Annotated in this window: 12 protein-coding genes; 4 read left to right on the forward strand and 8 right to left on the reverse strand. The window is 38.4% G+C overall.

Going from position 1 to position 13869, the window contains the following annotated elements:
- Positions 1–3 precede the first annotated feature (3 nt).
- The 4 genes from ABC371_RS02830 to nikC all read left to right on the forward strand — a co-directional run bounded on the left by ABC371_RS02830 (position 4) and on the right by nikC (position 4732).
- Positions 4–984, forward strand: a complete 981-nt coding sequence (locus ABC371_RS02830; RefSeq protein WP_412895487.1) for an ABC transporter ATP-binding protein — start codon at positions 4–6, stop codon at positions 982–984.
- Between the two features lie 51 nt (positions 985–1035).
- Complete coding sequence (locus ABC371_RS02835) at positions 1036–2643, forward strand: ABC transporter substrate-binding protein (protein ID WP_412895488.1); 1608 nt, start codon at positions 1036–1038, stop codon at positions 2641–2643.
- Between the two features lie 159 nt (positions 2644–2802).
- Positions 2803–3807, forward strand: a complete 1005-nt coding sequence (locus tag ABC371_RS02840; protein ID WP_412895489.1) for an ABC transporter permease — start codon at positions 2803–2805, stop codon at positions 3805–3807.
- 22 nt (positions 3808–3829) lie between these two features.
- Positions 3830–4732, forward strand: a complete 903-nt coding sequence (gene nikC / locus ABC371_RS02845) for a nickel transporter permease (RefSeq protein WP_412895490.1) — start codon at positions 3830–3832, stop codon at positions 4730–4732.
- Positions 4733–4801: 69 nt separating this feature from the next.
- On the opposite strand, the gene ABC371_RS02850 is transcribed toward nikC, so the two are convergent.
- The 8 genes from ABC371_RS02850 to ABC371_RS02885 form a co-directional block, all read right to left on the reverse strand.
- Positions 4802–5182 (reverse strand): OsmC family protein, encoded by a 381-nt coding sequence (locus tag ABC371_RS02850; protein ID WP_412895491.1) that lies wholly within the window; start codon positions 5180–5182, stop codon positions 4802–4804.
- A gap of 52 nt (positions 5183–5234) precedes the next feature.
- A complete protein-coding gene (locus ABC371_RS02855) occupies positions 5235–6233 on the reverse strand; it encodes an ABC transporter ATP-binding protein (RefSeq protein WP_412895492.1) in 999 nt (332 codons plus the stop codon).
- 1 nt (position 6234) lies between these two features.
- The gene (locus tag ABC371_RS02860) at positions 6235–7233 is read right to left on the reverse strand and encodes an ABC transporter ATP-binding protein (protein WP_412895493.1); all 999 of its coding nucleotides are present in this window, start codon (positions 7231–7233) and stop codon (positions 6235–6237) included.
- Positions 7234–7279: 46 nt separating this feature from the next.
- Positions 7280–8140, reverse strand: coding sequence for an ABC transporter permease (locus ABC371_RS02865; RefSeq protein WP_412899254.1), 861 nt, complete (start codon positions 8138–8140; stop codon positions 7280–7282).
- A gap of 50 nt (positions 8141–8190) precedes the next feature.
- Complete coding sequence (gene nikB, locus ABC371_RS02870; RefSeq protein WP_412895494.1) at positions 8191–9141, reverse strand: nickel ABC transporter permease; 951 nt, start codon at positions 9139–9141, stop codon at positions 8191–8193.
- Between the two features lie 101 nt (positions 9142–9242).
- Complete coding sequence (locus tag ABC371_RS02875; protein ID WP_412895495.1) at positions 9243–10814, reverse strand: ABC transporter substrate-binding protein; 1572 nt, start codon at positions 10812–10814, stop codon at positions 9243–9245.
- 192 nt (positions 10815–11006) lie between these two features.
- Positions 11007–13118 (reverse strand): MMPL family transporter, encoded by a 2112-nt coding sequence (locus ABC371_RS02880; protein WP_412899255.1) that lies wholly within the window; start codon positions 13116–13118, stop codon positions 11007–11009.
- Between the two features lie 112 nt (positions 13119–13230).
- Positions 13231–13806, reverse strand: a complete 576-nt coding sequence (locus ABC371_RS02885) for a TetR/AcrR family transcriptional regulator (RefSeq protein ID WP_412895496.1) — start codon at positions 13804–13806, stop codon at positions 13231–13233.
- Between the last annotated feature and the right edge of the window lie 63 nt (positions 13807–13869).

Raw genomic sequence — 13869 nt, forward strand, 5'->3', positions numbered from 1 at the left:
AGAATGTCCGAAACATTATTGGAAGTAAAAGACCTACAAAAACATTTTCCGATTAATAGTGGAGTCCTTCAAAAGCAAACAGGTGCAGTTAAAGCAGTTGATGGCGTATCCTTCACACTACATAAAGGAGAAACACTCGGATTAGTTGGGGAAAGTGGTTGTGGAAAATCAACAACTGGCCGTATGCTTATGCGACTACTTGAGCCTACTGGCGGAAAAATTATTTTTGAAGATAGGGATTTAATGACTCTTTCTAATTCAGAAATGAGAAAGATGAGAAAAGATATCCAAATGGTATTCCAGGATCCTTTTGCATCACTAAACCCACGGCATACTGTTGAAAAAATAATTGAAGAGCCTTTAATCGTTCATGGACTTAGAAATAGGCAAGAACGAAAAAAAAGAGTCCAGGAACTACTAGAAATTGTTGGCTTAAACTCCTATCACGCTAAACGATACCCACATCAATTTAGCGGAGGTCAAAGACAACGGATTGGTATTGCCCGAGCCTTAGCCGTTAAACCAAAACTTATTATTGCAGATGAACCTGTATCAGCTCTTGATGTTTCCATTCAATCTCAGGTTCTAAATCTACTTGAAGATTTACAGAAGGACTTTGATTTAACATATTTATTTATTGCCCATGACTTAGGCGTTGTCCGCCACATTAGCGATCGTGTTGGAGTGATGTATTTAGGAAGAATCGTAGAGTTAACCGATAGTGATCGATTATACGAATCTCCTAAGCATCCATATACGGAAGCCTTGCTCTCTTCTGTCCCTATTCCGGATCCAGAGCATCAGCAGGAACGAATTATTCTAAGTGGTGATGTACCTAGTCCATCAAATCCACCTACTGGATGCCCGTTCCATACACGTTGCCCAAAGGCAATGGATATTTGTAAACAGGTTGTTCCTACTCTCCAAGAGGTAGAGCAAGGTCACTTTACAGCTTGCCATCTTCATGGAGAAGAGCAAATATAAATAGGCAGCATAAATCGCTGCCCAACATAAACATTTTTGGAGGGGAAAATTATGAAAAAACGTTTCTTACAAACGTTAGTACTTTTTGTTGCTCTTTCAGCTGTTTTAATGGCTTGTGGCAACAAAGACTCAAATAGTGGCGATTCTTCATCATCTGCTAAAGATGAAGCGCAAACTACATTAATTTATGGTCGTGGAGCTGATACAACTTCACTTGACCCAGGTGTTGTAACTGATGGTGAATCACTAAAAGTTACTGAAAACATTTTTGATACTCTTTTAGATTATGAAGAGGAAACTACAGAGGTTAAGCCTGCTTTAGCAACTGAATGGACAATCTCTGATGATTCTTTAGAGTATACCTTCACATTAAAAGAAGGTGTAAAATTCCATGATGGTACAGATTTCAACGCAGATGCTGTTGTTTACAACTTTGAACGTTGGATGAGCGGTGGCACAGATGGTGCATTCGTATACTACGCTGCTATGTTTGGTGGCTTTAAAGATGACGAAGGACATGTCATTAAATCTGTTGAAGCAGTGGATGACTATACTGTAAAATTCACACTTAAACGCCCACAAGCACCATTTTTAAACAACCTAGCAATGGGTCCATTTGGAATTGCTAGTCCAACAGCTATTGAAGAACAAGGCGATAAATTTGGTGAGAATCCAGTTGGTACTGGACCATTCGTTTTCAAAGAATGGAAACGTAATGACACTATAACTCTTGAAAGAAATGAAGATTATTGGGCAGGAGCTCCAAAACTTGAAAAAGTTATTTTCAGAGTCATTCCAGATAACTCAGCTCGTCTAACTGCTTTAAAAACAGGTGAAATCGATCTAATGGATGGAGTAAATCCAAGTGACGTTTCACAAATCGAAAGCGATTCTGCATTGCAAGTATTATTACGTCCAGGTATGAACATTGGATACTTTGGTTTTAACACTGAAATGGAACCATTTAATAATCCAACAGTACGTCAAGCACTTAACTATGCTGTTGATAAACAATCGATCATCGATACATTCTATGCGGGTAACGCAGATCCAGCTGTTAACCCTTATCCTTCATTTATGCCAGGATACAATGACGAAATCGAAGGATATGCATATGATTTAGACAAAGCAAAAGAACTTCTTGCTGAAGCTGGATATCCAGATGGTTTCAAAATGGAGCTTTGGACATTCACAAACCCAAGAGATTATATGCCTGAACCACAAAAGATTGCTGAAGCCATTCAAGCTGACTTTGCAAAAATTGGGGTAGAAGTTGAAATCGTCACATACGATTGGACAACCTTCCTTGAAAAAGTTCAAAACGGCGAAGCACAATCTTACCTTGCAGGTTGGATTGGTGACAATGGTGATCCAGATAACTTCTTATATGTATTATTAGACCAAGATAGCATTGACGGAAATAACTATTCACGTTATGCAAACCAAGAGTTACATGATCTTCTTATTGCAGCACAAACTGAAACAGACGATGCAAAAAGAAATGACATGTATAAACAAGCCCAGGAAATCATTCATACTGATGCTCCTTGGATTCCAATCGCACACGCACGTGCAGCTTTAGCTGCTAGCAGCAGCCTAAAAGGATTTATTCCACATCCTACAGGTGTAGACAAATTTACAAACGTATATTTTGAATAATAGTTAAGAAGGGGAGTCTTGTTACTCCCCTTTATAGATGTTGTTCAAAGGTCCGGTGAAAATGACACATCGAATAGAGTGACTTCATATCAAGATGACAGGCTCCTTTTCATCCTCCTTTTTTGAACACAAACTTATCCATCAAAAGGGGTGAACATAATGCTTTCATATACGGTTCGCCGTTTACTCATGTTAATTCCGGTTTTAATCGGAATGTCTCTTATCGTGTTCTTTATGCTACGGCTTATCCCTGGTGACCCAGCAGATGCTATATTGGGTGAAAAAGCATCACCCGCTGCCAAAGAAGCATTAACTCAGCAGCTCGGGCTGGACGAGCCATGGTATACACAATATTTTTCGTACATCGGTGATTTACTCCATGGTGATTTAGGAGAATCACTTCGCACCCGCTCACCTATTTCTGAAGAAATTTGGCCATTTTTAGCTGCGACTTTTGAGCTTGCACTCGTTGCCATGATTATTGCCGTTGTGATTGGTGTTAATGCTGGAATCATTAGTGCATGGTTTCAAAACTCATGGTTTGATTATACAGCGATGGTTCTTGCTCTTATCGGTGTCTCCATTCCTATCTTTTGGCTCGGGTTAATGGAACAATGGATTTTCGCCCTTGAGCTAAACTGGTTACCTTCACTAGGAAGAGAGAATATTCGTGATCCAATTGAACCAATCACGCACTTATTTTTACTAGACACGTTAATCCAAGGGAATTTTAATCAATTTGTTGTTGCATTGAAACACTTAATCTTACCAAGCATAGCATTAGCAACAATCCCTATGGCGATTATTGCAAGAATGACAAGATCGAGCATGCTAGAAGTGATGCGTTCAGACTATATTCGAACAGCAAGAGCAAAAGGTCAAAAAATGTTTTGGGTTGTTTATAAACACTCCTTAAAAAATGCATTTATTCCGGTTTTAACTACAATTGGACTCCAAATGGGACTTCTTCTAGGTGGAGCTATCCTTACTGAAACTATTTTCAGTTGGCCTGGTATCGGAAGATATATTTATGAAGCTATTTCTTTTAGAGATTACCCTGTTGTTCAATCAGGCGTATTACTCATTGCAGCGATTTTCGTATTTATTAACCTAATTGTTGACTTACTATACGCAGTATTTGATCCACGCATTAAATATCAATAATGGAAAAGAGGTGGAATTGCACATGGCTGAAATGGCTCCTCAACAAGAATCAAATGTATCAGTCCAACGGAATGACGATACAGTAGTCTCTCCTTGGAAAGATGCTTGGAAGGGATTTAAAAAGAATCGCTTAGCACTTGTTGGTACAGGGATTGTTGCTTTCTTTATTTTAATAGCAATTTTCGCAGATGTTCTTGCTCCACAAAGCTATAAAGAATCAATCCTAGCAGATAGTCTGCAACCCCCATCCGCAGATCATTGGTTTGGGACGGATGACTTAGGGAGAGATATTTTCTCAAGAATTATTTTTGGTGCAAGAATCTCGTTATGGGTTGGATTCTTCGCAGTATTAGCCTCTGCGATTATCGGTTCTTTACTTGGTATTCTTGCTGGCTACTATGGAAAATGGGTTGATATGCTGATTTCTAGAACATTTGATATTTTGCTAGCATTCCCAAGCATCCTATTAGCCATTGCAATTGTTGCAATTTTAGGACCATCCCTTCAAAACGCACTAATTGCAATTGCCATTATAAACGTCCCTAACTTTGGACGTCTTGTCCGTTCAAAGGTTATTAGTATCAAAGAAGAAGAATATATCATGGCGGCAAAGGCTATTGGGATGAAAGATTCTCGCATTCTTTTAAAACATATCCTTCCAAATAGCATAACCCCCATTATCGTTCAGGGCTCGCTCGGAATTGCAACAGCCATACTTGAAGCAGCCGCTTTAGGATTTCTAGGTTTAGGTGCACAAGCTCCAGAGCCTGAATGGGGAAGAATGCTTAGTGATGCAAGAAGCTATATTCAACAAGCGCCTTGGACACTTATTTTCCCAGGGCTTGCTATTATGTTAACCGTATTAGGCTTTAACCTTATGGGTGATGGTCTTCGTGACGCACTAGATCCAAAAATGAAGAGTTAGAAAAAGACAGAAAGCCTGCACCATCTCCGGTGCAGGCCTTTTTTAACAGCGCATTCCTATTGGTAAAAATCAATTAATTTTAACCTGAGCACCTCTTGTAACAGTGTTGCTGATTGTACATGCTCTTTCTGCGGAAACGATAATTTTACGTTTATATTCATCTGATAACCGGTCGGGAAGTGTAATCGACACATTAAACTTTTCAAAGCGAGAAGGACTGTTTGCTGCTTTAATACCTGTAACTTCTACGGAGAATTCACCATCGTTAACCTCAACACCGTCCCTCTCAAACATTCTTTGAATAACGATTGTCAAACACATTCCTATCGATGCTTCTAATAACTCCTTAGGGTTTAATCCATTCGAATTCGGGGTAAAGCTCCCCTCTACCTGAAGTCCTTCCTCATTGTAGATCCCAAAACTGCCATTTTCTTTTTTAATAAAAGCCATATCATTTTCCTCCATTCATAAAATTCTATCGCTACTAGTCTAGTTATGTTATTTACTCATACAAATGACAAGCAACATAATGGTTTGGAGCTATCTCTCTTTTTTGAGGGATTTCTGTTCTACAAATATCATTTGCAAACGGACACCGAGTATGGAACATACAACCAGTTGGAGGATTTAAAGGCGAAGGGATTTCCCCCTTCAATACAATTCTTTCCCTTTTTCGCGCTCGATGCTTACCTGGTACTGCAGAAAATAATGCCTGTGTATAAGGATGAAGTGGAGTTTCAAATAAACTTTCTGTCGGAGCCTCCTCCACAATTTTACCTAAATACATAACACCGATTCGATCAGAGATATGGCGAACCACACTAATATCATGGGTAATGAAAAGGTATGAAAGTTGAAATTCATCCTGTAGTTGTTGTAATAGATTAATTACCTGTGATTGTATGGAAACATCTAATGCGGATACAGGCTCATCACAAATGATAATTTCCGGATTTGATATTAAAGCCCGCGCTAATCCAAGTCGCTGACGTTGACCACCTGAAAACTCGTGTGGAAAGCGGTAATAGTGTTCAGCCTGCATTCCTACTTTGTCTAAAATTTCAAATACCCGTTCGCGACGTTCATTTTTATTTGCCAATAATGAATGAATCGCCAAAGGTTCCTCCAATGTATCACCAACGCGTATGCGAGGATTCAGTGAAGAAAACGGATCCTGGAAAACCATTTGAAGCTCTTTACGCACGGGGCGAAGTTCTTTCTTAGATAAATCAAATATATTTTTATTTTTGTAGAAGACCTTTCCCGCAGTTGGCTTTATTAAATTCATCGCCGTTCTACCTGTTGTGCTCTTTCCACTTCCTGATTCTCCAACTAGCCCATATGTCTCACCTTTAAAAACTTTAAACGAGACATCGTTTACTGCTTTAACCTTACCCTTAATTCCACCCAAACGTCCAAGTGGCCCGGTTACAGGAAAGTACTTTTTAATACCTTGAACATCTAAAATCGGCTCATTTTCACTAGTAGATTGAAGAGTCATATTATCCCTCCTCATGTTGGGCAATTTTCTCAAAATGCCAGCATCTTACTTTTTTATCTCCATCATATGTTCTTAATTCCGGAGTACTTTCTCTACAAAGTTCATCTGCGAATGGACAACGCTCAGCAAAACGACATCCTTTTGGAATATTATCTAATGAAGGTACACTACCCTCAATTACATGAAGTTTTTGCGACCGATCCCCTTCTAATTGAGGAATAGATTTCATTAACCCTTTTGTATATGGATGAAGCGGTTTTGAGAAAAGGCTATCTACATCCGTTTCCTCTACAACCTGACCAAGATACATTACCATTACACGGGTACATATTTCAGAGACAACCCCTAAATCATGCGTAATAAAAATGACACCCATTCCAAGTTTTTCGTTTAACTCCAAGATTAAATCTAAAATTTGAGATTGGATGGTAACATCTAAGGCAGTCGTCGGTTCATCTGCAATTAATAATTTTGGCTGACAAGATAAAGCCATCGCAATCATTACTCGTTGCTGCATACCACCTGAAAGCTGGTGTGGGTATTCATTCACCCGCTTTTCTGGTGCTGGTATCCCTGTGAGCCTTAACATTTCAATTGCCTTTTCGGTCGCCACTTTTCTCGTCACGTTCTGGTGCAACAAAATTGATTCTGAAATTTGATCACCAATTGTATATACGGGGTTTAATGAACTAAGTGGATCTTGAAAAATCATGGAGATATCATTTCCGCGAATTTTTTGCATCTGTGAGATTGGCAGGTCTAGCAAATTCTGCCCACTAAGTTCGATTTCACCTTCATATTCTGCAGTATACTTTTCATCAAATAATCTCATGATTGACTGGGACATGACACTTTTTCCGCATCCAGATTCCCCAACGACACCAAGAATCTCACCTTTATCCACTTGAAAACTGATTCCATCTACAGCAGTTACACGCCCCCGCTCTGTATGAAAATGAGTTCTTAGGTTTTTCACGTTTAATAAAGGCTGCTTCTCCATGAATATACCTTCCTTTTTATAATCTATGTTTAATTCAAATAGGTTCCTATTTTTTCTTTGATGAATGTGGGTCTATTAAATCTCTTAACCCATCGCCAAGAAGATTTAAACCTAATACAGATAAAATAATCGCAATACCCGGGAACACAACCATCCACCAAGCCTTAAAAATGACTAGTTTACCAGCCTGTAAAATATTTCCCCAACTCGGGTCGGGTACCGGTACCCCTGCCCCTAGAAAACTAAGTGCAGCTTCGGAGATAATGGTTTCAGCAAAAACGAATGTTGCTTGCACAACAAGCGGTGATATGGTGTTTGGAGCAATATGTCTCCATATAATACGGAATGTACTTGCACCTTGCGCGTTCATCGCTTCGATATAAGTTTGTTCACGCACTACTAAAGCAGAAGAACGAACAATCCGAGCAATGTTTGGGGTAAACACGATACTTAAAGCAATAATGACATTCATTGCTGATGGTCCTAATGCTGCCATTAAAGCAATCGCCAAAAGAATCCCTGGAATAGCCATTAACCCATCACAAATGCGCATTAAAATATGATCCAACACTCGATAATAACTTGCATATAGTCCAATAATCATACCTAAAATTGATGAGATAACTGTTACCGCCAAACCTACTCCAATTGACACTCTAGCACCATAGATAATCCTGGTTAGAAGGTCACGACCATACTCATCCGTACCTAGTAAATGCTCCGCACCAGGTGCTTGTAGCCTTTGTGATACTTTCATCTCATATGGATCAAAAGACATAAGGGAAGGACCTATTAGCGAAACCAGAATTAAGACAACAAATATGGCACTTCCAATGACCATTAATTTATTTGAGAAAAACCTTCTTACCATTAATTGGCGCTGTTGCTTTTTTAAGTTTACTTTCATCTCATGGAATTTGTTTTCTCGATCTATTACCACCTGGTCAAACCTCCCCTCTATTTTTTATCGAGCCTAACTCTTGGATCAATGACACCATAAAGTAAATCAACGATAAGATTAATAAACACATATATTAACGTAACGAATAATACGACACCTTGTATAACAGCAAAATCTCTTCTTTCAATTGAGTTAATAATAAGCTGACCTAAGCCCGGTAAGTTAAAAATCGTTTCTACAACTACTGCACCTGTCACTAATGTACCAAAGGATTGGCCGATTACAGTAAGAATAGGCAGGAATGCATTTCGTAGTGCATGCTTGAATATTACTTTCCTTTCTTTCACTCCTTTGGCCCGAGCAGTTTTAATAAAGTTCTTATTTAATACCTCAAGCATCGATGAACGGGTCATGCGAGCAACAAGTGCTGCTTGTATCGTTCCTAAGGCAATTGCTGGAAGAATCAAATATCTAATATGATTCCATAAACCTTCACTTAACGGATCATAACCAGCTACTGGAAGCCATTGTAAATACACACCGAACGTTAACATGAGTAATAATCCAAGTAAAAAGCTTGGAACGGCCATCCCTAATAAGGAAATAATCATTAGTGATTGATCGGTAACAGAGCCCCTGCGATACGCTGCGATAATTCCAATTGGAATGGCAAGAAGTAAAGAAACAATTTCAGCTAAAATCGCTAGTGATACAGTGGGACCTAGATGATTCAGAATCGATTCTGTCACTGGCTCATTCATAAAATAAGAATCACCAAAATCCCCCTGAAGAACTCCAGTAACCCAGTTCACATACTGTTGATAGATTGGTAGGTCTAGTCCCATTTCCTCATTCAATTTTTGAATTTGTTCTTCTGATGCTTCGATTCCTAGGATGGCAGCAGCCGGATCACCAGGAGTGAGATGGACAATGAGGAAAATGGCCACTGATACAACAAACAACACTGGTATAAGTGATACTATTCTTTTGATAATATAACTAATCAAAGGAGATTCCCCCTTTTAAAATATGAAAAATATAATAGAACACATAGTCCTCCAATGCAATGAGGCATTGGAGGACCTTGTACTCTTTTAAAATCAATGTTCTATTCAATTACTTTTGTATTCCAGATGATTGGTGCTTCGAACACTTCGAATCCTTCAAGTTTATCAGTTGTGGCAAGAATACTCTTGTACTGTCCGATAGCAGTTGAAGATAGGGTTTCGTATAGATAACCTTGTAATTCATCCCATTTTGCTGAAGATTCTTCTTCTGATGGGGCTTGTCTAATCGCTTTAATTAATTCGGTAACCTTCGGATCATTTAGCCCTGCCCAGTCAGGATTAACAGCTAACAACTGTGGAGGAGTTAACTGATAACCATTACTTGTAATAAAGATATCCCACTTTGTGAAATCATTTTTAGTTTCTAAGAAAGTTGGAAAATCGAAGCTATCGATTTTAACATTCATACCTAGTTGTCTTAACTGTTCTTGAACAACAGTTGTTGCAGTACTCATTTCAGCATAGTCACCTGTTGTTAATAGCGTAATTTCCTCGCCTTTGTAACCAGCTTCTTTTAATAAGGTTTTTGCTTTTTCAAGGTCTGCTTGGTTATATACATCCTTACCAGCATCCGTATTCCATTGAACTGCATTAGGATTCATATAACCTGGTTCTAATGTGTAAAGATCTTCGTTTACGAAGCTTGCCATCATAATTTCATCCATATTTAATGCGGTATTTACTGCTTGTCTCATTTTAACGTCAGCTAAAGCGCCATTGTTCGTATTAAAAAATAGTGTAAGTGTCCCACCAACAAAAGTGTGAACTTCCACGTGATCTAAACTGTTAAGCTGTTCATAGCTTTCTGTTGGTATGCTGTCAGCGATATCGTACTCACCTGTTTGAATACCTGCAATACGTGTTGAATGATCTGTTACAAAATGATAAAACACATCATTTACAAATGCTTCTTTTTTACCAGCAAATCCGCTTGGCTCTTCTTCAACAGATTGGTAATCTTCATATTTGACCAAATGGATGTACTGGTCTTGCTTCCACTCCTCAAATTTGAACGGACCTGTTCCGATATATTCAGTTATCCCTTCAGCAGGAGCTGACTCAATGATTTCTTTTGGCATAATTGCAGGGAAATTAGATTGCGATGACATCACAATTAACACGTCAGATGTCGCATTTTCCAAACTTAATGTAACTGTGTATGGTCCCTCTGCTGCAAATTTTGCGTTAGCCAAAAGGGATTTCGCACGAGATGATTTTTCCAACCATCTATTCATTGAAGCGACCACATCTTCTGAAGTCATTTCTTTACCGTTATGAAATTTAATTCCTTCTCTTAAGGTAAAAGTATATGTTTTACCATCTTCACTTACATCAACAGATTTTGCTAACATTGGTGTTGGCTCATAATCTTTATTTAATGTATAAAGTGTTTCAAATACATTGCCAGCTATATCTAAAGCAACCTGTGATACAGTCATGGCAGAATCTAATGTTGGAGGCTGCGCCGTTACTGCAATATTTATCTCATCTTTATAGGTTTTCTTATCTCCAGAAGCCCCTTCTTTATCTTTGGACCCTTCATTGCTGCATCCTATCAATGCAAAAGCTAATACAAAAAGCAGAAAAATGATTCCAACTTTTTTATTTTTCATTTGTTGTTCCCCCCACTACAGTTGTTTTTTATAGAAAATAGAGAAATACCGAGTAAACACCTAGGTTTTTCTGAAATTATATTAGACTATTAATTTATATATGTCAATGAATTAAATTAATAAAGCATGTATTGGGACGGAACACAAAGAGAAGGCCATTATCACGGTCGATAATAGCCTTCTTTATGGATATCAATTATTCTCCTTACTTACCGCTTTGTCTTTTTCTAATAAAACAATTAAACCTGGTAATAGCACTCCACGAATTAAGAAGGTATCTAATAATATCCCCACTGCAACTATAAAACCGAAGACAAATAGCAATTGAACCGGCTGTGTCATCAGAACAGCAAATGTTGCCGCTAATATGATTCCAGCTGACGAGATAACTCCGCCTGTTTTGGATACGGCGATTTGTACAGCTTCTTTAACAGAATGGGTTCTCCGCTCCTCCTGGAATCTGGAAATAAGCATGATGTTATAGTCAATACCAAGTGCAACAAGGAACACGAACGAATACAATGGTACCCTGTTACTAATCGTATCAATATCAAAGAATAGGTTTGTTAAGAACATCCCTAGTCCTAACGCTGCTAAAAATGACACTAAGATTGTTCCCATCATATAGATTGGCATTTTAAAGGATTTCGTTAACACAATTAACATCCCAAAAATCAAGATTGTCTCTAGCAACACAATTATAATGACATCTCTGTTGTTCACATTTCGGTCGTCTACTTTTGTCGCCGTTTCGCCTGCAAAATAAAGTTCTCCGGCTACATTTGCATTTGCTAGGACTGTGTCAGAGTTATTGATCATCTGTTCCATCGCATCAATTGTTTTGACATCATATGGTCCTTCTTCAAACGTTAAGCTGAAGTTTACTACTTTATTATCCTTAGCTAATCCATTAATCCTTACATCACTTACAAGTTCTTGTTCTAGCAACTCATTTCGTAATGCATCTTGTTCTTCCTTGGTTAATGCTTCTTTTCCTTCATACAAGACTGTTGATGGTGCAAGATCACCCTTTGCGAACTTCTCCTCAATCAATTCATACCCTTGTCGAGATGGCATATCTTCTGGAAAGGACTTCATCGTATCAAACTCATAAGTGAGGTTGAACATATTGGCTGCAGAGATTAATAGGAAAATGCCAATAATTGCAACAGATAGCCCTGGCTTTTTGACCACCATCCTACCAATTTTACTCCAGATAGAATTGTCTTTAACTTTTTCATCGCCAACCTTCGGAACCTTTGGCCAGAAAGACTTACGACCGAAAAGTGTAAATAGAGCTGGCACTAATGTGATCGATGCAAGCATAATGACGACCATCGTTGTCGCAAAGGTCGGCGCGAAATTACGATAATCTCCGAATTCAGCAAAGAATAAAACAAGCATTGCTGCTAAAACCGTTCCTCCAGAGAAAAAGACCGGCATCCCTGTTTCCTTCATTGCAGAACGCATTGCATCATATTTATTTTCATGGCCCTTCAATTCTTCACGGAATCGAGAAAAAATAAAGAGCGAATAATCAATCACCGCTGCAAATAATAAAATGGACATGATTGAAATCGTTTGATTACTTAATAGTAGGCCAGCCTTCCCTAATATACCGAGCGTTTGCATCACAACTTCATAGACAAAAACTGCAGCTAACAACGGTATTAACGCAAGAAGTGGTGAACGATAAATCACAATTAATAAAATCAAAATTAGGCCAACTGTTGAAAGAATTAACACAAGGTCTGCCCTTGAAAACAAATCGAGTGAGTCAGTTGCAATCCCTGCAGGCCCTGTTACATACAACGTTAAATCTGTATTTTCCTTAACAACTTTAATAATTTGATCCTTTGAATCCCGCACTTCCTTTGTTTCGAGCGAAGAATCGAATATGATTGGAAGTAGTGCAGTTGTTTGATCTTCCGAGAAAAATCCAACAGCAGCCTGTGGTGGTAAAGAAGCCAACGGAACTACCTGCTCAACCCCTGAAATATTTGCTTCCTCGATATGATTGAATACATTAACAAGGTCTGCAAATTCCATTTGACCTTCCTTCGCTTGAAAGACTAATATTCCTGGCGTACCATCACTATCCTTGAAATACTCATCCACCTTATTTTTGGCAAGTACGGATTTTGCATCTTCAGGCAAAGAATCGATCCTTGTAACCTCATAATCCTTTGCGTTTGGTGCAAAAACAGCCAATGCCATCGTAATAATAAACCAGGTAGCTAATGTAATCCACATTCCTCTTTTTGTGGAAACTTTATCTGTAATGGCTTGTAGCATCTGTTTCAGAACGACTCAACTCCTTAGTCTATATTTTCAAAGTGACACCAACGTCACTTTATAACAAAAAAAATGACACTGTTGTCACGTTAATTATCTTTTATAGTGACAGCTGTGTCAATTAAAAATCTTTGTAGATTCCATGACAAATTATTTGCTTAATCGATTCGACCCACACCTCATGCGGAATACCAAAATGATTTGGAATAGCGATTGATTGAAAAATGTATCCTAATATCAAAGGTTCCGGTATATTTGTGTTGAGTAAGTTTTCGGATTTTCCCGCCTCAACAAACCCCTGGACATATTGGTACATTTTAAGATGGTAGCCCTCGAGTCTCATTATATTTTCTTTCACTTTTGCGTTTGTATCGACCGGAACACGTTTACCAATTTCTATTAATTGATGAAGCTCCGGATTCTTAAACATGAGATTCAGAAGAAAATCAAACTGAGCATGGAACCCCTCAATTGTGTTGATTTCTTTGAGCTCATGAAGAAATTGCTCCATTTTAAAAAGCATATATTCCGTAATCAATTCTTCCTTGTTTTCAAAATACTTATAGATGGCCCCACGAGAAACCTGTAAATGATCCGCCACCAAACTAAACTGGAACCCTTCATAATGATGTGCTAGAAGCAATTCCTCAGTTATCTGAAATAATTCCTCAGTTGTAAATTTTCGCTCACGAGCCATGCCTTTCACCCCACCTCATTATAGAACAAGTTTTTCAAAAAGAGAATGAGTTGGCTTGGAATT

The sequence above is a fragment of the Bacillus jepli genome (genome assembly GCF_047238305.1).
Taxonomy (GTDB): Bacteria; Bacillota; Bacilli; order Bacillales; family Bacillaceae_L; genus Ferdinandcohnia.